General features: G+C 62.7%; 14 protein-coding genes and 1 riboswitch. Of the genes, 6 read left to right on the plus strand and 8 right to left on the minus strand.

Annotated features, from left to right (window positions below):
* Positions 1–20: 20 nt before the first annotated feature.
* A riboswitch (TPP riboswitch) is annotated at positions 21–140 on the minus strand.
* Between the two features lie 231 nt (positions 141–371).
* The 3 genes from UC34_RS22690 to UC34_RS22700 all read left to right on the plus strand — a co-directional run bounded on the left by UC34_RS22690 (position 372) and on the right by UC34_RS22700 (position 4,539).
* Positions 372–2,165, plus strand: coding sequence for an ABC transporter ATP-binding protein/permease (locus UC34_RS22690; protein ID WP_044457300.1), 1,794 nt, complete (start codon positions 372–374; stop codon positions 2,163–2,165).
* A gap of 193 nt (positions 2,166–2,358) precedes the next feature.
* The gene (locus tag UC34_RS22695) at positions 2,359–3,138 is read left to right on the plus strand and encodes an SDR family NAD(P)-dependent oxidoreductase (protein ID WP_044457301.1); all 780 of its coding nucleotides are present in this window, start codon (positions 2,359–2,361) and stop codon (positions 3,136–3,138) included.
* Positions 3,139–3,279: 141 nt separating this feature from the next.
* A complete protein-coding gene (locus UC34_RS22700) occupies positions 3,280–4,539 on the plus strand; it encodes an MFS transporter (RefSeq protein WP_044457302.1) in 1,260 nt (419 codons plus the stop codon).
* 178 nt (positions 4,540–4,717) lie between these two features.
* Here UC34_RS22700 and UC34_RS22705 read toward each other — a convergent pair whose 3' ends face one another.
* The 6 genes from UC34_RS22705 to UC34_RS22730 all read right to left on the minus strand — a co-directional run bounded on the left by UC34_RS22705 (position 4,718) and on the right by UC34_RS22730 (position 15,886).
* Positions 4,718–5,659: an SMP-30/gluconolactonase/LRE family protein gene (locus UC34_RS22705; protein ID WP_044457303.1), complete on the minus strand. Its 942-nt coding sequence runs from the start codon at positions 5,657–5,659 to the stop codon at positions 4,718–4,720.
* Positions 5,656–6,480 (minus strand): NAD-dependent epimerase/dehydratase family protein, encoded by an 825-nt coding sequence (locus UC34_RS22710; RefSeq protein ID WP_044457304.1) that lies wholly within the window; start codon positions 6,478–6,480, stop codon positions 5,656–5,658. Before UC34_RS22710 ends, UC34_RS22705 begins: the two co-directional genes overlap by 4 nt.
* A 213-nt stretch (positions 6,481–6,693) precedes the next feature.
* Complete coding sequence (locus tag UC34_RS22715; protein ID WP_044457305.1) at positions 6,694–8,013, minus strand: MFS transporter; 1,320 nt, start codon at positions 8,011–8,013, stop codon at positions 6,694–6,696.
* 472 nt (positions 8,014–8,485) lie between these two features.
* A complete protein-coding gene (locus tag UC34_RS22720; RefSeq protein WP_044457306.1) occupies positions 8,486–9,952 on the minus strand; it encodes a glutamate synthase subunit beta in 1,467 nt (488 codons plus the stop codon).
* A 98-nt stretch (positions 9,953–10,050) separates the two neighbouring features.
* Positions 10,051–14,784: a glutamate synthase-related protein gene (locus UC34_RS22725; RefSeq protein ID WP_418303914.1), complete on the minus strand. Its 4,734-nt coding sequence runs from the start codon at positions 14,782–14,784 to the stop codon at positions 10,051–10,053.
* 400 nt (positions 14,785–15,184) lie between these two features.
* Positions 15,185–15,886, minus strand: coding sequence for a transposase (locus UC34_RS22730; RefSeq protein WP_044457307.1), 702 nt, complete (start codon positions 15,884–15,886; stop codon positions 15,185–15,187).
* 198 nt (positions 15,887–16,084) lie between these two features.
* Between UC34_RS22730 and UC34_RS22735 the strand changes: the two genes are divergently transcribed.
* The 3 genes from UC34_RS22735 to UC34_RS22745 all read left to right on the plus strand — a co-directional run bounded on the left by UC34_RS22735 (position 16,085) and on the right by UC34_RS22745 (position 18,624).
* Positions 16,085–16,933 carry an OmpW/AlkL family protein gene (locus UC34_RS22735; protein ID WP_044457308.1) on the plus strand — a complete coding sequence of 283 codons (849 nt, stop codon included), beginning with the start codon at positions 16,085–16,087 and terminating at the stop codon, positions 16,931–16,933.
* A gap of 281 nt (positions 16,934–17,214) precedes the next feature.
* The gene (locus UC34_RS22740) at positions 17,215–17,964 is read left to right on the plus strand and encodes an OmpW/AlkL family protein (protein ID WP_044457309.1); all 750 of its coding nucleotides are present in this window, start codon (positions 17,215–17,217) and stop codon (positions 17,962–17,964) included.
* Between the two features lie 282 nt (positions 17,965–18,246).
* The gene (locus UC34_RS22745) at positions 18,247–18,624 is read left to right on the plus strand and encodes an ElaB/YgaM/YqjD family protein (RefSeq protein WP_052811197.1); all 378 of its coding nucleotides are present in this window, start codon (positions 18,247–18,249) and stop codon (positions 18,622–18,624) included.
* A 288-nt stretch (positions 18,625–18,912) separates the two neighbouring features.
* Here the strand turns inward: UC34_RS22745 and UC34_RS22750 are convergent, their stop codons facing one another.
* Positions 18,913–20,049, minus strand: coding sequence for a deoxyguanosinetriphosphate triphosphohydrolase (locus tag UC34_RS22750; RefSeq protein ID WP_044457310.1), 1,137 nt, complete (start codon positions 20,047–20,049; stop codon positions 18,913–18,915).
* Positions 20,050–20,064: 15 nt separating this feature from the next.
* Positions 20,065–21,141, minus strand: a complete 1,077-nt coding sequence (gene aroB, locus UC34_RS22755; RefSeq protein WP_044457311.1) for a 3-dehydroquinate synthase — start codon at positions 21,139–21,141, stop codon at positions 20,065–20,067.
* Positions 21,142–21,477 lie beyond the last annotated feature (336 nt).

The raw sequence follows: 21,477 nt of genomic DNA on the forward strand, positions 1-21,477 counted from the left end.
GTGTTGGACACCTTACCCCACTGGAGGAGTCGGAAACTTCCCACGCCGGTATTACCCGGGTCGGGTGCAAAGGGTCTCTCTCAGCCCCGCGATCTCTATGACGTGACTACGCCAATTACGGAGCACCCCTGTTTCGCCCGAAGCCATTACAACATAGATGCCAACGCCCGTGCAAGCTGGCTTCCCGGCCGGTTGCACGCTCGTTGCGTCTCGTTTTTTGACGAATCTCCCGTCGCTTGTAACGGGACGTAAACTGGAAATCCCCACGGCAAGCGCCTGAGGGCCGAAATCGTGCAACGCACCATCGGGGCCTGCGGTCCAATGAGTCAACAAAAAGCATAGCTCCGCTGCGGCCACGCCGCCCGACGATCATGGCCCTCACGCCGAAGTCCCCCACCCCGCCCACCCCGCCCGCCGCCGGTCCGGCTAACGATAGTGCCGCACCCGCGCCGAGGCCGCCGAAGCATCCGAGCGCCTGGCAACTGATCCGGCCGTACTGGGTCTCGGAGAAGCGCTGGGAGGGTCGTCGGCTGCTCGGCCTCGTCATCGCGCTGAACCTCGCGGTCGTGTTCATCAACGTGCGCCTGAACGCGTGGAATGCCGGCTTTTACGACGCACTCGACAAACGCGACTGGCCAGTCTTCAAGTCGTCGCTCGCCGAGTTCGCGGTGCTGGCGTTCAGCTTCATCATCATCGCGACGTTTCGCACGTACTTTCGCCAGATGCTCGAAATCCGCTGGCGTCAGTGGGTCACCGACACCCACCTGACCCGGTGGTTCGCGCATCAGGCGTATTACCGGATCGAGCGCGATCATCTCGCCGACAACCCGGACCAGCGTGTCTCCGAAGACATCCGCTCGCTCGTCAATTCGTCGCTCGCGCTCTCGCTCGACCTGTTGACGACAGTGGTCTCGCTGTTCTCGTTCACCACCATTCTCTGGACGATCTCGGGCGCGTTGTCGTTCGCGCTCGGCGGCATGAACATCACGATTCCGGGCTACATGGTCTGGGTCGCGGCGCTGTACGCCATCGTGGGTTCGTTCTTCATCTTCAAGGTCGGCCGTCCGCTCGTCGGCCTGAGCTATCGACAGCAGCAGGTGGAAGCCGACTTCCGTTTCCTGCTGGTGCGATTGCGCGAGTCGGCCGAGCAAGTCGCGCTCTATCGCGGCGAAGGCGCGGAGCTCTCGCGCCTGAAAGCGGCGTTCGGCGCGGTGCGCGAGAACTGGTGGCAAATCATGGTGGTGACCAAGCGTCTGATCTTTGCCAACTCGATTTACGCACAGATCGCCATCGTCTTCCCGATCATGGCCGCCGCCCCGCGCTACTTCGCAGGCGCTTTCACACTAGGCGTGCTGATGCGAATCATCGACGCCTTCGGGCAGGTGAGCGACGGCTTTTCGTGGTTCGTGAACAGCTTCCAGACGCTGGCCGACTGGAAGGCGACCATCAACCGTCTGCGCGAATTCACCCGTGTCATCGACGACGTCCCCCACGAGGGCGGCATCGCCGTCGTCAAGTCGCCCGACAGCCCCGCCTACATGGCAGCGGATCTGCAGCTGTCACTGCCCGACGGCACACCGCTCGCACTCGCCGGGTCGTTCGCCTTTGCCCCCGGCTCGCGCTGGCTCGTGCGCGGACGCTCGGGCTGCGGCAAGAGCACCATGCTTCGCGCGCTCGCCGGGCTGTGGCCGTTTGGCAGCGGACGCATCGAAGTCCCCGCCAACGCGCGCGTGCTGTTTCTCTCGCAGCAAAGCTATCTGCCCATCGATACGCTCAAGGCCGCGCTCGCCTTCCCCTCCTCGCCCGATACCTTCACCGACGCCGCTTGCCGCGACGCACTGGGCGCCGTAGGTCTCGCGCAATACGGCGACGAACTGCAAACCTCCGCGCATTGGGCGCGGCGTCTGTCGGGCGGCGAACAACAGCGTCTCGCGGCAGCGCGCGCATTGCTCCAAAAACCGGACTATCTGTTCCTCGACGAAGCGACCAGCGCGCTCGATGTCGAAACCGAAGAAGCCGTATACGAAGCGCTGCACGCCCGCTTGCCGGGCACCGCCATCGTCAGCGTGGCGCATCGCGACACGCTCGGACGCTTTCATCAGCACACCATGACGTTGCCCGCGACGACCCATGTGCAAGCCTCGCCAATGGCGGGGGCGGTATAGCGCCCGGTATCGCTTCGCACGTCGGGGTGGCACGGGGGCGCCGTATTCTCACGCCCCGATTCGTTCACTTCATAAATAATATTGACGCCTCTGGCCCGGCGCGCAGGGCGTTTGGCATAATCACGAGCACCCCTACGCGCTATCCGGGCCCATCGTGACCACCCCAGCCTCCTCGTCCAGCCAGTCGGCGCCCATGCAACCCGCAGTGCACCGCCCGGGCCGCACCATCATCGTCACTGGCGCCGCCTCCGGTATTGGCGCGGCCATCGCCCGTCGTCTGGCGTCTCCCGATACTCGTTTGCTGCTGCACACCCGCGGCGCGTCGGACGCCAGTCAGGCACGGCTGGCCGAGGTGCGTCATACGTGTGAGCGCTTCGGCGCACAGTGCGCCATCTGGTTCGGCGACCTGACGCACACGAGCGCCGCGGCGCGACTCGTCGACGCCGCGCACGATGCCTTCGGCCCTGTCGACCAGTTCGTGAGCAACGCGGGATTCGCCACGCGCCAGCGCGTGGCCGACATCGACGACGAGGCCTTCGCGCGCACACTCGCCGCCATGCCCGGCGCGTTCGCCGCCCTGTTGCGCTGTGCGCTGCCGGATCTGCAATGCTCGCCGCACGGCAGCGTCGTTGCCGTGAGCTCGTTCGTCGCGCACCGCTTTGCCCCGAACCAGCCGGGATTTCCCGCCACGGCCGCCGCGAAAGCCGCGATCGAAGCCCTGGCGAAAAGCGCCGCCGCCGAATATGCGCGCACGGGCGTGACGATCAACTGCGTGGCGCCCGGCTATACCCGCAAGGACAGCGGCCACTCGGCCATCGACCCGAGCGCGTGGCAGCGCGCCGCCGACGCCACGCCGACCGGCCGTCTGTGCGAGCCGGACGACATCGCCGCGCTGGCCGTCTTCCTGCTCGGCCCGCACGCCCGGCAGATCACGGGCCAGGTCATTCATGTCGACGGCGGACTGACGCTGTGAGGCGTGCGGCGCCTTCCCGATTTGCGCATTGCCCGATTTCCCGAGTCAGACGTGGACTCAAGCATCGATGCCACGCATTGAATGACAAGAACCACACGTCGCACACATAACGACAAGCACACGATCCACCGAGGAGTCTTCATGGCATTTTTTTCCTGGTTCAACGAACTCAACACGAAGGAGCGCAAGGCCCTGTATGCGGGCTTCGGCGGCTACGCCGTCGATGCGTTCGACTTCATGATTTATTCGTTTCTCATTCCCACGCTCATTGCCGCCTGGGGCATGACCAAGGGCGAAGCCGGCATGATCGCGACCAGTTCGCTGATCTCGTCGGCGATCGGCGGGTGGCTCGCCGGCATTCTCGCGGACCGCTTCGGTCGCGTGCGCGTGCTGCAATGGACCATCGCCACGTTCTGCCTGTTCACCTTCCTCTCGGGCTTCACGAACTCATTCTGGCAACTGCTGATCACGCGCACGTTGCAGGGCATTGGCTTCGGCGGCGAGTGGACCGTCGTCACCATGATGATGGGTGAGATGATCCGTTCGCCGCAGCATCGCGCGAAGGCGGTCGGCACGGTGCAAAGCAGCTGGTCGGTCGGCTGGGCGGCGGCGGCATTGTTGTACTGGTTCTTCTTCGCCGTGCTCGATGAAGGCTACGCATGGCGTGCGTGCTTCTGGATCGGCATTCTGCCGGCGGTGTGGATCATCTATGTGCGCCGCAACGTGTCGGATCCGGAGATCTTCACGCAAACGCGCCGCAAGATCGCCGAAGGCCAGTTGCAAGGCAACTTCACGCAGATCTTCTCGCGCGATCATCTGAAGACGACCATTCTCGGCAGCCTGCTGTGCACCGGCATGCTGGGCGGCTATTACGCGATCACCACATGGTTGCCGACGTACCTGAAGACGGTGCGCGGACTGTCGGTGTTCAACACCAGCGCCTATCTGATCGTGCTGATCGTCGGCTCGTTCGTCGGCTACATCGTCGGCGCGATGCTCTCCGACAAACTCGGTCGCCGTGGCGCGTTCATCTTCTTCGCCGTCGCCTCGTTCGTGCTCGGCATGGTCTACACGATGCTGCCGATTACCGACAGCGCCATGCTGTTGCTCGGCTTCCCGCTGGGCATCGTCGTGCAAGGCATTTTCGCGGGCATCGGCGCATATCTGACGGAACTGTATCCAAACCACATTCGCGGCTCGGGGCAGGGCTTCTGCTACAACCTCGGGCGCGGCATCGGCTCGTTCTTCCCGATTGCCGTGGGCACGCTTGCGCAAACCGGGTCGCTCGTCAAAGCGATCGGCATGGTGGCGGGGGGCGGTTATCTGCTGGTTGTCGTGTGCGCGCTGCTGCTGCCGGAGACGCGCGGCAAGTCGCTCGTCACCACGGATTTCGTGCACTGATTTCGCACACGAATCGCCCACCGACATGGCAAAACGGGACGCCGGATCGAACACCACGATCGATCCGACGTCCCGCCGCCTCACCGGATAGCCTTTGTGTAAGCCAGCCAATCCGGAACCGCTTCAGTGCGCGCCGCTTGTGTGATGCCACGCGACGTCGCGACCTTCGTACCCCCGCCTACACACTTGCTACCGGCAGCGTCCCTGCATAGGGCGCTTCCGGCAATCCCTGCACGCCGCACCGAACGGCGAATACGTGACCGTCGTGCTCGTTCGCGTTCGCGCCCGGGCGAATCGACGTGACGAACAACGTATCGAAGTCGCGGCCTCCGAATGCGCACATCGACGGTTTCGACACGGGCAATACGATCTCGCGATCGAGCACACCCGCCGGGGTAAATCGCAGGAGACGGCCGCCGTCGTTGGCGCACGTCCAGTAGCACCCGTCCGCATCGACCGCCGCACCATCGGGGCGCCCCGGATACTGAGTCATGTCGACGAACAGACGCCGGTTGCCGATGGCGCCGTGCTGCGCGTCGAAGTCGAACGCCCACACGCGACGCACCGTCGGGTGCGAGTCGCTCAGATACAGGGTGCGGCTGTCCGGCGAGAAACCCAGACCGTTTTGTGTCACGAGCCCATCGACGAGCGGCGCGGACAGCCATTGCGTTTCGTCGAAGCGAAAGAGCGACCCGGCGTCGCTCGCGAGCGACATGTCGGCGACCATCGTGCCCGCCCAGAATCGCCCCTGGCGGTCGCAACGCCCATCGTTAAAGCGCATGCCCGACGCGGGAAATACCGGCGCGGCCAGACGCGTCCATGCCTCGGCGCGCACCTCGCCGGGCGCGCCGAGGCGCACCGCAAAAAGCCCCGTCTCGCAGGCGGCAAGCAGCGTGCCCGAAGCATCGAACGAGAAACAGGCGAGTTGTTCGGGGAACGTCCATTGACGATGCTCGCCATCGGCAGGCGTCACCCGATGCAACTGCCGTGCGGGAATATCGACCCAGTAAAGCGCCTGTTCGTCGGCACGCCATAGCGGGCTTTCCCCCACAGCGTGCGGCGCCTCGCGAGAGGGTTCGAGCCGCTCCACCGACACGCGCGACACGCCTGACCCGCTCATGCCTTCGGCTCCATCGGCCCCAGCAACACGAACGGGCCGCCCTGGAAGCGCTGCGTCCAGTCGTCCATCTGCGGATCCGGCGCTTTCGGCGGGAACAGGTCCGCAAATTCGGCGGAGCTGTCCTGCGGCCGGAAGCCGAGGAAGGCCGCTTTGGTGTTATCGACCCACAACGTCGGGTTGTTGGACACGCCGTAGATGATCGCGTGGCCGACACGGTTCGTGAACAGCGAGCAGCGCACGAGTTCGACGAAATCGCGATAGCTCAGGTACGTCACCATCATGCGCGGATTCTTCGGTTGCTCGAACGACGAGCCGATGCGCAGACACACCGTCTCCAGACCGCAGCGATCGAAGTAGTAACGCGAGAGGTCTTCGCCGAAGCACTTGGAGATGCCGTACATGCCGTCCGGACGGTGCGGTGCATCGATGTCGAGCACCTGCGTCACCGGATGGAAGCCCACCGCATGGTTCGAGCTGGCGTAGACGATACGCTTCACCCCCTGCTTCTGCGCGGCGCTGTAGACGTTGTACAGACCCAGGATGTTGGCCTGCAGGATGTCGTCGAACGGGGCTTCGACGGATACGCCCCCGAGATGCACCAGGGCGTCGACACCTTCGAGCAGTGCGTGAACGGCTGCGCGATCGGCGAGATCGACCTGCATGGACTCTTCATGCGGCGCGGCGTCGGTGATCGGCACGATGTCGCTCACGCGCACGATGTCCGCCCACTCGGCGAGCTTGCCGCGCAGTTGCTTGCCAAGATTGCCTGCGGCGCCGGTCAGCAGAAGACGGCGGAAGGGTTTGCCGGAAGTCTGACTCATAGGATTCTTATGGCTCCTGATTCATCGGTAAATCACAATGCGCACACGGTCCGCGTGCGGCGTCGCTTAAACAAAAACCGACGTCGCGCCACACACCCGAGGGGGAGCGTGCGGCGCGTCGTGCGTCAAATCATCGGACGACTTGTGGCATCGTCGGACGGGATCGAACCGGACAGCACCGGCGCGCCAGACCGATGCGTCTGCCGATGCCGGTCAAGCACTGGCGGTGCGGCTCACCTCGACCCGGGCGCCTTTGCCGACCGGTGAGGGCGTGGCCGTTCCGGTGACGTGCGGTTTGACCAACGTCCACAGAATCACCGCGCCGATCAGATCGCCCAGGCCCAACGCCACGAAGAACGGGGCGTAACCGACGGCCGTCACGAACGTGCCGATCACCAGCGTGAACAGCAGATTGCCGATACCGGCGGACAACCCCGCCAGGCCCGTGACCGTGGCCACTTCGTTGCGCGGAAACAGGTCGGCGGACATCGAGATCACGGTGACCGAAAGCGTCTGGTGCGCGAAACCGCCAAGGCACAGCAGGAAGATTGCCGTCATCGGGTCCTGAACGAAGCCCACGCCGCACATGCCGGTCATGATGATCGCGCCGAGGGTGAACACGACCCGCTTGCCGTTGAAGATGGTGATCTTGAAATGCTTGTTCAGCCACACCGAAATCGTGCCGCCCATCAGACAGCCGATATCCGCCGCCACGAACGGCAGCCATGCCGTCGCGGCAATCGTCTTCAGATCGAAGCCGCGCGCCTGATTGAGGTACAGCGGCATCCAGAACACGATCGTGCCCCAGACCGGATCGGCGAAGAAGCGCGGCAGCGCGATGCCCCAGAAGTTGCGCTGACGCAGAATCGAGACGAGGTTCGGCTTGCGCGCGTCGGCTGCGGTGTCGACGACGCGCCCCTCATTGATGTAGTCCGATTCGGCCGATGTCAGCGCCGGATGATCGGTCGGATGACGGTAAAACGCGTACCACAGCACGCCCCACACGAGACCGAGGCCTCCGGCAATGACGAACGCCGTCTCCCAGTTGTAACGAAGGATCGACCATGCAATGAGCGGTGGCGCGAGAATGGCCCCGATGGACGTGCCGATATTGAAGACGCCTGCCGCGAGCGCCCGCTCTTTCGTCGGAAACCAGAAGGCGGCGGCACGCATGCCCGCCGGAATGAACGAGGCTTCCGCCAGGCCCAGCAACCCGCGCAGCACGAACAGCCCGACCCATCCGTTCGCCAGCCCGTGCAACATGCACACGATGGACCACACCACGCCGCAAATCAGAAAGCCCAGACGCAGACCGATGCGGTCCATCAGATAGCCGGTGACCGGCGCGCCAATCGGATACAACACCAGAAATGCGCCCGTGATCCAGCCGTACTGCTGGGTCGTGATGTGGAGGTCCTTCATCACCGTGGGGGCGGCAACGGCAAGCGAGCTGCGAGCCAGATAGTTCATGACGGTGCCAAGCGTCAGCAGCCCGATCATCCACCAGCGCAGGCCCTTGATCTTCAGTGCCATGATGGTCGTCTCTCTCCGTGAGTATTTTTGTGCCGAGCGTTTGGCTCGTCTGGAGAGGCATCCTACGTGAGACGATGTACGATGACAACGCAAAAATGGGGGGTTTACGGATAATCCCTAGTCTTTACAGCGATTCACGGCATCTGGCGCTCAACCCTTATTCACATTGAAGTTTGCACACGTTGGGAGAGTTTTCCAGCATATGAATAATGACCGATCGAGTTTTGTTGTATGACGTCTTATATTTATAAATCTACAGAACTCGAAGCATTGCGATGGGCCGACTGGCTCGGCAGCGACGCGGCGTGGCGCCAAGAAAAAACCGCCCGGACGTTACCATCCGGACGGCTTCTTCACAGTGACGCAGATGCCTACCTCCGCGCCCCTCCTCTCAACTGACAACCACCCCGTATTTGTGGTTTTGGCAGGCACAACCCGTGCGCGCCACGCACCCGAAGGTGCGTTTCGCGACTTAGCGCGGCAGTTCCGAATGGCCCATCAGGAACTCGTCGACGGCACGCGCGCACTGACGGCCTTCGCGAATCGCCCAGACCACCAGCGACTGGCCGCGACGCACGTCGCCGGCCGCGAACACCTTCGGCAGGTTGGTCGTATAAGCGCGCTCGCCTTCGGTCGAGGCACGCACATTGCCGCGCGCATCCTTGTCCACGCCGAACGCGTCGAGCACCGTTTGCAGCGGCGAGACGAAGCCCATGGCCAGCAGCACCAGGTCGGCCTTGAGCTCGAACTCCGAGCCCGGCACTTCCTGCATCTTGCCGTCCTTCCATTCGAGGCGCACGGCGATCAGCTTCTCGACCTTGCCGTTTTTGCCTTCGAAGCGCTTCGTCGCTACCGACCAGTCACGCTCGCAGCCCTCTTCGTGGCTCGACGACGTGCGCAGCTTGGTCGGCCAGTACGGCCACACCATCGGCTTGTTCTCTTGCTCCGGCGGCTGCGGCAGCAGTTCGAACTGCGTCACGGCCTTGGCGCCATGACGATTCGACGTGCCCACGCAGTCCGATCCGGTATCGCCACCGCCGATCACGATCACGTTCTTGCCCGTGGCCAGCAACTGGTCCGCCAGCTTGTCGCCTGCGTTGACCTTGTTTTGCTGCGGCAGGAATTCCATCGCGAAATGGATGCCGTCCAGTTCACGCCCCGGCACCGGCAGATCGCGCGGCTGCTCGGCGCCGCCCGCAATGACGACGGCGTCGAACTGCGCCTGCAACTGCTCGGGCGAGATCGTCTCTTTGGAGAAATTGTTGATGTGCGCGTCAGGGGCGTCCTTGCCCACATAGACACCGGTGCGGAAGGTCACGCCCTCGGCTTCCATCTGGCGCATACGGCGATCGATCAGCCACTTCTCCAGCTTGAAGTCGGGGATACCGTAGCGCAGCAGGCCGCCCACGCGATCGTTCTTCTCGAACACGGTAACGTCGTGGCCGGCGCGCGCGAGTTGCTGCGCCACCGCCATGCCCGCGGGGCCCGAGCCGACGACGGCCACCGTCTTGCCGGTCTTGTGGCGAGCCGGTTGCGGCTCGACCCAGCCCTCGCTCCATGCCTTGTCGATGATCGCGTGTTCGATCGACTTGATGCCCACGGCGTCGCTGTTGATGTTCAGCGTACAGGCGGCTTCACACGGCGCCGGGCAGATACGTCCCGTGAATTCCGGGAAGTTGTTGGTCGAGTGCAGCACCGAGATCGCCGACTTCCAGTCCTGGCGATACACCAGATCGTTGAAGTCGGGAATGATGTTGTTGACCGGGCAACCGTTGTTGCAGAACGGGATGCCGCAATCCATGCAGCGTGCGCCCTGGACCTTTGCCTGATCGTCGGAGAGCGCGAGCACGAACTCCTTGTAATGCTTCACGCGTGCCAGCGGTGCTTCGTAAGACTCGCTCTGGCGCTCGAATTCGAGAAAACCTGTGACCTTGCCCATGTTTCTTCAGTCGGAAAGTTTTGTGGTTACCGTGCCTCACCCGCGCGCGGCACGCCTGCGGGGCCCTCACCCCGCGTGGCGTTGCCGCGCCAGCGGTTTCAGGCCGCCAGTGCTTGTTTGTCGCCCGCCTTGGCCATGTCGCCCAATGCGCGCTTGTATTCGCTCGGGAACACCTTCACGAACTTGCGGCGTGCGCCGTCCCAATCTTCGAGCAGCGCCTTGGCGCGCGTGGAGCCCGTGTACTGGAAGTGACGCTCGATGAGCTCGCGCAGTTGCGCCTCGTCCGTCTGGCCACGGTGCCACAGCCCCTGGCTCACCGTACGCTCCTGCTCGCCGTGCGGCAACACCGGGTCGAGCGCGACCATCGCCGTGTTGCACTTGGCCGCGAACGAACCATCGGCGTCGTAGACGTAAGCCACGCCACCCGACATACCGGCAGCGAAGTTACGGCCGGTCTCGCCCAGCACCACCACCGTGCCGCCCGTCATGTATTCGCAACCGTGATCGCCCGTGCCTTCGACGACCGCCGTGGCGCCCGAGTTACGCACGCAGAAGCGCTCACCGGCCACGCCGTTGAAGAAGGCTTCGCCTTCGATGGCGCCGATCATCACGGTATTGCCCACGATGATGTTGTCTTCGGCGTTGCCACGGAAGTCGTTGGTCGGACGCACGATGATGCGACCGCCCGACAGGCCCTTGCCGACATAGTCGTTACCGTCGCCCACCAGATCCAGCGTGATGCCGCGAGCGAGGAACGCGCCGAAGCTCTGGCCCGCCGTGCCCTTGAGTTGCACGTGGATCGTGTCTTGCGGCAGACCTTCGTGGCCGTAACGTTTGGCCACCTCGCCCGAGAGCATGGCGCCGACCGTGCGGTTACGGTTGCGCACCGGCTGAATGAACGAGACATGCTCGCCCTTCTCGAGCGCCGGCATTGCCTTCTCGATCAGCGCGTGATCGAGGGCGCCGGCCAGACCGTGGTCCTGCGTCTCGACATGCAGACGCGGCACGTCGGCTTCCACTTCCGGCAGGTGGAAGATACGGCTGAAGTCGAGGCCCTTCGCCTTCCAGTGCTCCACACCCGACTTGGTGTTGAGAAGGTCGGCACGGCCGATCAGGTCGTCGAACTTCGCGATGCCCAGTTGCGCCATGATTTCGCGCACTTCCTCGGCCACGAAGAAGAAGTAATTGACGACGTGCTCCGGCTTGCCCTGGAACTTCTTGCGCAGCACCGGATCTTGCGTCGCGACGCCGACCGGGCAGGTGTTCAGATGGCACTTGCGCATCATGATGCAGCCCTCGACGACGAGCGGCGCCGTTGCGAAGCCGAATTCGTCCGCGCCCAGCAGTGCACCGATCACGACGTCGCGGCCGGTCTTCATCTGACCGTCGGCCTGCACGCGGATACGACCGCGCAGGCGGTTGAGCACCAGCGTCTGTTGCGTCTCGGCCAGGCCCAGCTCCCACGGCGTGCCCGCGTACTTCACCGACGACAGCGGCGAAGCCCCCGTGCCGCCGTCGTGACCGGCGATCACCACGTGATCGGCCTTGGCCTTGGCAACACCGGCAGCCACCGTGCCCACGCCGACTTCCGACACGAGCTTCACCGAAATCGACGACGACGCGTTCACGTTCTTCAGATCGTGAATGAGCTGTGCCAGATCTTCGATCGAGTAGATGTCATGGTGCGGCGGCGGCGAAATCAGGCCCACGCCCGGCACCGAATAACGCAGCTTGCCGATGTAGTCCGTCACCTTGTGACCCGGCAACTGACCGCCTTCGCCCGGCTTCGCACCTTGCGCCATCTTGATCTGGATCTGGTCTGCGGAGACCAGATAGTCGGCCGTCACGCCGAAGCGGCCCGACGCGACCTGCTTGATCTTCGAGCGCAGCGAGTCGCCGTCTTGCAGTTCGATGTCGGTCTCGATGACATCACGGCCCACGATCGAGGCGAGCGATTCGCCCTTCTTGATCGGAATGCCCTTGAGTTCGTTGCGATAACGACGCGGATCTTCACCGCCTTCGCCCGTGTTCGACTTGCCGCCGATACGGTTCATGGCGACGGCCAGCGTGGCATGCGCTTCGGTCGAGATCGAGCCGAGCGACATGGCGCCGGTCGCGAAACGCTTCACGATGTCCTTGGCCGGCTCCACCTGATCGAGCGGGATCGCGCGCTGCGGATCGACGCGGAATTCGAACAGACCGCGCAGCGTCATGTGACGCTTGCTCTGGTCGTTGATGAGGTTCGCGTATTCCTTGTACGTCTGATACGAGTTCGAACGGGTCGAGTGCTGCAGCTTGGCGATCGCGTCCGGCGTCCACATGTGGTCTTCGCCACGAATGCGGAACGCGTACTCGCCGCCGGCGTCGAGCATGTTCGAGAGCACCGGGTTGTCGCCGAACGCGTCGCGATGCAGACGCACGGCCTCCTCCGCCACTTCGAAGATGCCGATACCGCCGACGTTCGACGCCGTGCCCTGGAAGTACTTCTGGATCAGTTCGCGCGACAGGCCGATGGCTTCGAAGATCTGCGCGCCCGTGTACGACATGTAGGTCGAGATGCCCATCTTCGACATGACCTTGTGCAGGCCCTTGCCGATGGCCTTCACGAAGTGCTTCACCGCCTTCTCTGGCGTGAGATCGCCGCCCTGCTTGCGCGCGATCTGCGCGAGCGTTTCCATGGCGAGGTACGGGTGGACGGCTTCCGCACCGTAGCCCGCGAGCAGCGCAAAGTGGTGCACTTCACGCGCCGAACCGGTTTCGACCACCAGACCCGTACTCGTACGCAGCCCCTGCGCGACCAGATGCTGGTGCACGGCCGACGTGGCGAGCAGTGCGGGGATCGCCACCTGCTCGCGATTCGTCAGACGATCCGAGACGATCAGGATGTTGTAGCCCGACTTCACGGCATCGACGGCTTCCGCGCACAGCGATGCCAGACGCGCTTCGATCCCTTCCTTGCCCCACGCGACCGGATAGCAGATGTTCAACTCGTACGAGCGAAATTTGCCGCCGGTGTACTTGTCGATGTGACGGATCTTCGAGATTTCCTTGAAGTCCAGCACCGGCTGCGACACTTCGAGGCGCATCGGCGGGTTGATGTTGTTCGTGTCGAGCAGGTTCGGCTTCGGACCGATGAACGACACCAGCGACATCACCATGTTTTCGCGGATCGGGTCGATCGGCGGGTTCGTCACCTGCGCGAACAACTGGCGGAAGTAGTGATAGAGCGTCTTGTTCTTGTTGCTCATGACCGCGAGTGGGCTGTCGTTGCCCATCGAGCCCACGGCTTCTTCGCCGTTGATCGCCATCGGCGTCATCAGCAGCTTCACTTCTTCCTGGGTGTAGCCGAACGCCTGCTGCAAGTCGAGCAGCGGCGTGGCCGTGTCGTGATGCACACCGGCTTCCTCGACCTTCGGCTCGATCTCGTCGAGCTTGATGCGCACGGCGTCGATCCAGCTCTTGTAAGGCTTCGCGTTAGCGAGGTTGTCCTTGAGTTCCTTGTCGTCGATGATGCGGCCCTGATCCATGTCAATCAGGAACATCTTGCCCGGTTGCAGGCGCCACTTCTTGACGATCTTCGACTCGGGAATCGGCAGCACGCCGGACTCCGATGCGAGGATGACGATGTCGTCGTCGGTGATCACGAAACGTGCCGGACGCAGACCGTTACGGTCGAGCGTCGCGCCGATCTGACGGCCGTCGGTGAACGCGATGGCCGCGGGACCGTCCCACGGCTCCATCATGGCCGCGTGGTATTCGTAGAAGGCGCGGCGGTTCTCGTCCATCAGCGTGTGCTGCTCCCAGGCCTCCGGGATCATCATCATCACGGCGTGGGCGAGCGGGTAGCCGGCCATCGTGAGCATTTCGAGGCAGTTGTCGAACGATGCGGTGTCCGACTGGCCCGGGTAGATCAGCGGCCAGAGCTTTTGCAGGTCGCTGCCGAGCACGGCCGACGAGATCGCACCCGTGCGGGCGTTGATCCAGTTGACGTTGCCCTTCACGGTGTTGATTTCACCGTTGTGCGCGACCATGCGATACGGGTGCGCCAGCTCCCATGCGGGGAACGTGTTCGTCGAGAAGCGCTGGTGAACGAGGGCGAGTGCCGAGACGGTGCGCGGATCGGCCAGATCGCGGTAGTAGCGACCGACCTGATCGCACAGCAGCAGGCCCTTGTAGACGATGGTGCGTGCCGACATCGACGGCACGAAGTATTCCTTGCCGTGCTTGAGCTTGAGCGCCTGAATGCGGTGGCTCGCGGTCTTGCGGATGACGTACAGCTTACGCTCGAGGGCGTCCGTCACCATGATGTCCTGACCGCGACCGATGAAGATCTGGCGGATAACCGGCTCGGTCGCCTTCACGTTGGGCGACATCGGCATGTCGCGATCGATCGCGACATCGCGCCAGCCCAGCACGACCTGACCTTCCGCCTTTACCGTGCGTTCCAGTTCCTGCTCGCAGGCCAGACGCGACGCGTGCTCCTTCGGCAGGAAAATCATGCCCACGCCATATTCGCCGGCCGGCGGCAGGGTAACGCCCTGTTTGGCCATCTCTTCGCGGAAGAACTGGTCGGGAATCTGGAGCAGGATACCGGCGCCGTCCCCCATCAGCGGGTCGGCACCGACGGCGCCCCGGTGATCGAGGTTTTCGAGGATCTTCAGACCCTGCTCGACGATGGCGTGGCTCTTCACGCCTTTGATATGCGCCACGAAGCCGACGCCACAGGCATCGTGTTCGTTGGCCGGGTCGTACATGCCCTGTGCGTCCGGCGCCAAGTACGCCTCACCCGGCAGCGCTGCTGCCGTCGCAATCGGTTGCTGTTTCTTTTCCACGAGTTACACCGTCTCTTGGCGAGGCCGCCGCGCGCATGCTCGTCGCGGTCGACCGGGTTAAGTGGGGTTGGCCGGGCGGGCCAGGGCTGCGGATTCGCGCGCGTCGAAGGGCTTTCCAGGTCGTTCTCGTGCGTTGCCACAGCGACCGACTCAGCGCGCACGGTTTTCCGCATCGCACCAATCGGCCGAAGTTGGAATATACGCCATGAAATTCACATTGACAAAAGAATTTAAAGGGGTCAGATTCTAATTAAAAACCGCACCAAAAGAAGGCTTGTTTTTATTGGGGTCAGATTAATTTCATCGAACGCAGCACCCATCAAAAGAGCCGTAATTTCAAATGCTTGGAGGCAGGGAAGCGGCGCGCGACAGGCCGAAACCGGCCTGTGCGGAAAGGACTTCAGAGGGTCTCGGGGGCCGATTTGCGCGGGCGCCCGCGCGTGAGCGGACTCACCCGACGGTTTGCCGCCAACGACATGCGCGCCTGATATTCGGGTCCGCCCAGCAGCCAGCCCTTTTGTGTTGCTGTACGCAATGCGTCGATTTCATGCGCGGGAAGCGGGACCGAAAACCCCTCGGCGTAAGCGCGTTGACGCTCGAACGGTGTGTTGCCGAGCGCCCAGTAAAGTGCATGGTCCGTCACCAGACTGTCGACCGTGAGACCGACGTGATGGTTGTAACTTGACCACACGTAATTACCCGGCGCGTCGACCAGCCCGGCGCGCACGGGATTGAGCTCGACGTAGCGGCTCGCCAGTAACAAATAGTGCTCTGCCTCGATCACCGTCGCCCGATAGCGCCCCTCCCAGAGGGTGCCTGTGCGCTGATGGCGCCGATTGAAATAGAGGACGTAATAGCGCCCCACGGCCTGCAGGGTCGCGGGCAAGCTACGTTCGTCCGTAGGCGTTGCGACCAGATGCAGATGGTTGGGCATCATGCACCAGGCATGGATGGCCAGCCCATTGGCGCGCGCAGCGTCGCGAAGGCGGTCGTGGAAAACGCGTCGGTCCTCGTCGTCGACGAAGATTGCCTGACGGTTATTGCCGCGCAGAATCACGTGCTGCGGCTGACGCGGAATAAAGAGTCTCGGTAATCGGGCCATGCTGATTCAAATGTAATGCTTTAAAGCTCGACATCACGATTCTCGAGAGAGATTCATCATGAAAAATCTCTTTAAATACTGATATCTAGCTAAACCCCGTTGATTCGTACAAAAGTTCTAGATTCGACGATTGCGCCGCGAAATCCCAAGCGCATAATGCATCGAAAAATAAATAAATAATCTTGGGAGGAAAGACAAATGGCAACTCGGACCTATCGGTCCGCGGCGTGCTTGTGCGCGCTCGGACTCGGCATTTCCCTGGCGTCCACCGGCGCCAGTGCACAACAGGCAGGCGACAACGTCGTCAACCTCGGCTGGTTCCACATCGCCCCGCAGGACTCCAGCAAACCGATGACCACGAGCGTCACGCAGGAAGGCATCACGCCCGCCCTCGTGCCTTCGAACTTCACGTCACCCGGCAGCGGCGCCAAAGTCAGCAACGCCGACACGCTCGGGCTGGTCATCACCCACTTTTTCACCGATAACATCGCGCTCCAGACCGTGGCCGGCGTTCCCGCCAAGTTCAAGCTCACGGGTCAGGGCGTGATTGCCCCCCCGGGACTGGCCGGTGCGCTCACGAGTATCGACCTCGGCGCGCCACAAAACAACCCGATCGTGCAAAGCGTGCGCCAGTGGAGCCCGGCGCTCGTGTTGCAGTATTACTTCGGACAGGCCAATTCGACGATTCGCCCTTTTCTCGGCATCGGCGTGAGTTATACGTTCTTTACCAACGTCAATCTCAATCCGAATTTTGAATCGGCGCTGAATCAGAATTTCGGCAGCGTGCTGGCCTTCACTTCCGGCCACAATGGACCCACGTCGGTCGAAGCCAAATCGTCGGCATCGTGGCAGCCGGTTTTCAATGCCGGTCTGTCCTATGCGTTCGACAAGCATTGGGTCGCAAGCGCGTCGGTTTCCTACCTGCCGCTCAAGACCACGGCGAACATCAAGATCAAGGCGCAGGACGGCACCGTGCTCTCGTCCTCGGACGCCGAAATCAAGCTGAATCCGATTGTGACGTTCGTCTCCGTCGGCTACAAGTTCTAAACCCAGCCTGCGGGACGCAAATTGCGTTACGCAGGTCGCGGCCAGAATATTGGACTCCGCAGTGAATTCCTAAAGCGTGCCTGACATATAAAGGGCACGCTTTTCTTTCGTCCAGCCCTTTTTTCTAAGGGCATTCCATAGGTCGATGCGCGGATACAACACCATTAGAGCGTGGCCTCCAGTCTCTTGCTATCCGTGGATATGCACGGTCGGCATAATGGCCCTGAATTTCATTTACCGAAATTCTCGACAATAAAGAATCTTGAGCAGGAGACGAATCGATGAAGTTGAAGCATTTGACGATTGCTGCCGCGGCTATGCTGACGGCATCGGGGGCCGCCTTCGCACAGCAAGCCGGGGATACGATGGTCAGCGCGGGCTGGTTCCATCTCTCGCCCCAGGTTTCGAGTGACCCGCTGCACGTCACCGGGTCGAATGTTCCGGGGCTGGCAACGCTGGTGAACAGCCGCCTGGGGAATACGGGCGCAAATGTCGACGACGCTGACACGCTCGGCCTCACGCTGACCCATTTCTTCACTGACAACATCGCCGTCGAAGGTGTGTTCGGTGTGCCGCCGAAGTTCCGTCTGTATGGCACGGGCAGTCTGGCGCTGCCGGGCGGAGGATCGCTGGCTTCGGCCAAGCAATGGAGCCCGGCCATTTTGCTGAAGTACTACTTCGGCAAGGCCAACGACACGTGGCGTCCGTTTGTCGGTATCGGTGCGAGCTACTTCTGGTACTCGAACATTGAACTGACGCCGGGCTTCCAGTCGCTCGCAAGCAATGCCCTGACCGGTGGCCCGGGTGGAAACACCACGGCCTCACTGACGAACTCGTGGGCGCCGGTGTTCAATGCCGGCCTTAACTGGAACGTCGACAAGCACTGGACCCTCGCATTCTCGGTGTCGTACATCCCGGTGAGCACGACGGCAAAGCTGACGACCACGCGTGGTCCGATCACGACCACCAGCGAAGCCAAGGTCAAGCTGAACCCGGTGGTGACGTTCCTGTCGCTCGGCTACCGCTTCTAAGTCGCCGCGATGTGACAAAAGTCGCATCAAGCCGCACCGAAAACGCCGCCTCGTGCGGCGTTTTCGCATTTTTGCCCGGCGCTCGCGTAACGTCGGCGCATTCCCACAACATCTTCAGCCAGCAGGCTGCAACTTTCTTTTTTCGAGAACGGTCTCTTGATGTGTACGCACGCAAGCGGGCCGCGCCATAATGGCCGCTCGCCTCAGGGTTCCACCGGCGTCGGTCTCCTCCCTGGTTCTACCGAGCGCCGCATTTCAATACCACCTTATGGGAGTCTGAAAATGGGAATTGCCTCGAAAGCGGAAACGGCCCTCAACAGTAGTCTGGAAGACGCACGCTTTGCAGGACGCCGTACGGCGCGCGCAGCACGGCTGGCGAGTGGCGATGTGTCCTCCCGTGTCCGTGACTTGCTCGACGATCTGGATCACGCCCTGTCCAACGCCAAGTCGGCCTCCGACGTCGAAGCCTTGCGCGCCGAGATCGGCGACAAACTGCGCCAGGCCCGCAGCGACTTCGACGACGCCCGCGCAAATCTGCGTCGACGCGCCAACGAAGTCTGGGACGAAGCCGATGGCTATGTGCACGAGCGTCCATGGCAAACCATCGGCACCGTCGCTGCCGTCGCACTGGTGCTCGGCTTTATTGCTGGCCGCAGCTAAATCCAGCGTCCGATGACTTCCGACGCCTCATGACGTGATCGCAGGGTCACGCGAGAAGGCAGATGAAAACAGCCGGCGCATGCCGGCTGTTTCTTTTGCACTACGTTGTTAGCGCTGGTCCCGAACGGCGGGTCCCCCTATGCGGACCACTCGCTGCCTCCAAGCCCCCGGCATGGTGGAATGCAGCGCGTGCAATGAATCTCCAAACGCCCGCCATCGCCCATCGCGGCGTCGCGTTCCGAGGATCAAAACGCCGTAAGGATAATCCGCTGCTACCGGCGTCGCCACTCAAAGCGTCGGCTCGACGGCAAACAGTCGGCGGTATTCCTTGATCGCATACCGGTCCGTCATTCCGGCCACATAGTGCGCGATCCAGCGCGGTTGATCCTCCGGATTCTCCGGACGGTAATTCGGCGGCAATAGTCGCGGATCGGACAGGAAGGCTTCGAACAACTCCTGCACGATTCGCTGCGCCTTCGCTGCCATACGCATCACGAGGTAGTGCCGGTACAGGTTATCGAACAGGAATCGCTTGAGACCGCCCGCTTGTTCACGCATCTCCGCGCTGAACGCGACCAGCGGCCCAGAGGCGCGCACATCGTCCATCGAGCATGGGGACGCGTCTGCCACTCGCTGTCGGGTCGTGGCAATGAGATCGACGATCAGGGCGTTGATGATGCGGCGCGTCGTCTCATGCACCAGCCGTCGCCCCGAGATATCGGGCCACGCGAGCTTGGCCTCTGCGCAATAGCGCTTCCAAAGCGGCACATCGTCGAGCTGTTCGAGCGTCAACAGGCCGGAGCGTACACCATCGTCGATGTCGTGATTGTTGTAGGCGATCTCGTCGGCCAGGTTGGCAATCTGGGCTTCGATGCCGGGTTGACGCCCCTTGAGAAAGCGTTCGCCCAACTCGCCGAGTCCGCGAGCATTTGCCCGCGAACAATGCTTGAGGATCCCTTCGCGCGTTTCAAAGCAGAGATTCAACCCGTTGAAGCCACCGTAATGCTCCTCGAGTTCATCGACGACGATGAGGCTTTGCAGATTGTGCTCGAAGCCCCCATACGCCTGCATGCAACCGTTAAGCGCGTCCTGCCCGGCGTGACCGAAGGGCGTATGCCCGAGGTCATGCGCCAGCGCGATCGCTTCGACGAGATCCTCATTCACGCGCAGGTTGCGCGCAATGGAGCGGCCTATCTGCGCGACCTCAAGGCTGTGCGTCAGGCGGGTGCGAAACAGATCGCCTTCGTGGTTCACAAAGACTTGCGTCTTGTATTCAAGGCGACGGAACGCCGTTGAATGAATGATGCGGTCGCGATCGCGCTGAAACTCGGTACGTGTGGTTGACGCGGCTTCCGAGAATCGCCGTCCACGTGACGCGCCGGAGCGCGCCGCGTAAGGGGCAAGCGACGCTTCGTAATCGATCATCGCCAGCCCCTCATCTCAAACGTTGGCGCGCAGCGTAGCGCGCAGTTCGGCATCGGGCACGCTCGTCATGAACGCTTGCCCCAACCGATTGAGTAGCACGAAGCGGATGTCGCCGCCCTCGGCCTTCTTGTCGACGCGCATCAAATCGATGTAGCGATCTTCGCCCAGGTCCGGTCCGGTGACCGGCAACCTGGCCGTGGCCACCAGCGCCTTGATGCGCGGCACCATGGCTTCGTCGATGAACCCCAGGCGCGCGGAGAGATCAGCGGCCATCACCATACCGCAGCCAACGGCTTCCCCGTGCAACCATTCGCCATAACCCAGTCCGGCCTCGATGGCGTGTCCGAACGTGTGGCCAAAATTGAGCGTGGCGCGCAGGCCCTGCTCGCGCTCGTCGCTAGCCACCACGGCGGCCTTGATTTCGCATGAGCGCTGCACTGCGTGGGTCAGCGCCGCCGTGTCACGACCATTGAGTGCGTCGATATTGGCTTCGATCCAGTCAAAGAACGTCTCGTCGGCAATGGCGCCATGCTTGATGACTTCCGCCATGCCGGCGGCAAGTTCCCGATCGGGCAAGGTGGACAGGGTGCCGATGTCGGCCAGCACGGCGCTGGGTTGCCAGAACGCGCCGATCATGTTCTTGCCGAGCGGATGGTTAATACCCGTCTTGCCGCCGACGGACGAGTCGACCTGCGCGAGCAGGGTTGTCGGCACCTGCACGAAGGGCACGCCGCGCATGTAGCAAGCTGCGGCGAAACCGGTCATGTCGCCGACGACGCCGCCTCCCAGCGCAATCAGTGTGGCTTTGCGATCGGCCTGAGCGCCGAGCAACTCGTCGAAGATGAGGTTGAGCGTCTGCCAGTTCTTGTGCGCCTCGCCATCGGGCAACACGGCGAGCACGACGCGCTTGCCCAGACGTTGCAGCGTCTGTGCGACCTGCTCGGCGTATAGCGGCGCGACGGTCGTGTTCGTGACGATCACGGCGTGCGTGCCGCGCACATGTGGCGCGAACAGCGCGTCCTGCCTCAGCAGTTCCGTGCCGATGTGGATGGGATAGGCGCGATCGCCAAGGTCGAGTTTCAGGGTAATCATGCCGCTTTCATGCCGCGAGTTGGCTTGTTGTCATGTTCAGCGAATCGCTCCGCGTTGGTCGACCGCGTTAGTCGATCGCGTTAGTCGAGTTGGTCGCACCAGTCCATTACGTGGGTCGATTGCGTTGGTCGATTGCGTCAATGGATCACGTCGGTCGATATCAGCGTGCAAAGGTATCACGGGGCGGTCGCGCGGGTTCGGCTTCCATCGCCTCGTCGCTACCGACAGGCCGCGGCGAACCCAACGTGCCAGACGTGCTGGCCGCGCGGGAGACGCCGCTGGCATCAGAACGCACACTGTCTTCCGCCCCGACGCTTTGTGCCGTCTGCGCGTCTA

The organism is Pandoraea vervacti (assembly GCF_000934605.2).
Classification (GTDB): Bacteria; Pseudomonadota; Gammaproteobacteria; order Burkholderiales; family Burkholderiaceae; genus Pandoraea; species Pandoraea vervacti.

What these genes read in the sequence shown, in the direction of transcription:
- UC34_RS22690 (WP_044457300.1), top strand. Translation starts at nt 372, where the DNA reads ATGGCCCTCACGCCGAAGTCCCCCACCCCGCCCACCCCGCCCGCCGCC.
- UC34_RS22695 (WP_044457301.1), top strand. Translation starts at nt 2,359, where the DNA reads ATGCAACCCGCAGTGCACCGCCCGGGCCGCACCATCATCGTCACTGGC.
- UC34_RS22700 (WP_044457302.1), top strand. Translation starts at nt 3,280, where the DNA reads ATGGCATTTTTTTCCTGGTTCAACGAACTCAACACGAAGGAGCGCAAG.
- UC34_RS22705 (WP_044457303.1), bottom strand. Translation starts at nt 5,659, where the DNA reads ATGAGCGGGTCAGGCGTGTCGCGCGTGTCGGTGGAGCGGCTCGAACCC.
- UC34_RS22710 (WP_044457304.1), bottom strand. Translation starts at nt 6,480, where the DNA reads ATGAGTCAGACTTCCGGCAAACCCTTCCGCCGTCTTCTGCTGACCGGC.
- UC34_RS22715 (WP_044457305.1), bottom strand. Translation starts at nt 8,013, where the DNA reads ATGGCACTGAAGATCAAGGGCCTGCGCTGGTGGATGATCGGGCTGCTG.
- UC34_RS22720 (WP_044457306.1), bottom strand. Translation starts at nt 9,952, where the DNA reads ATGGGCAAGGTCACAGGTTTTCTCGAATTCGAGCGCCAGAGCGAGTCT.
- UC34_RS22730 (WP_044457307.1), bottom strand. Translation starts at nt 15,886, where the DNA reads ATGGCCCGATTACCGAGACTCTTTATTCCGCGTCAGCCGCAGCACGTG.
- UC34_RS22735 (WP_044457308.1), top strand. Translation starts at nt 16,085, where the DNA reads ATGGCAACTCGGACCTATCGGTCCGCGGCGTGCTTGTGCGCGCTCGGA.
- UC34_RS22740 (WP_044457309.1), top strand. Translation starts at nt 17,215, where the DNA reads ATGAAGTTGAAGCATTTGACGATTGCTGCCGCGGCTATGCTGACGGCA.
- UC34_RS22745 (WP_052811197.1), top strand. Translation starts at nt 18,247, where the DNA reads ATGGGAATTGCCTCGAAAGCGGAAACGGCCCTCAACAGTAGTCTGGAA.
- UC34_RS22750 (WP_044457310.1), bottom strand. Translation starts at nt 20,049, where the DNA reads ATGATCGATTACGAAGCGTCGCTTGCCCCTTACGCGGCGCGCTCCGGC.
- aroB (WP_044457311.1), bottom strand. Translation starts at nt 21,141, where the DNA reads ATGATTACCCTGAAACTCGACCTTGGCGATCGCGCCTATCCCATCCAC.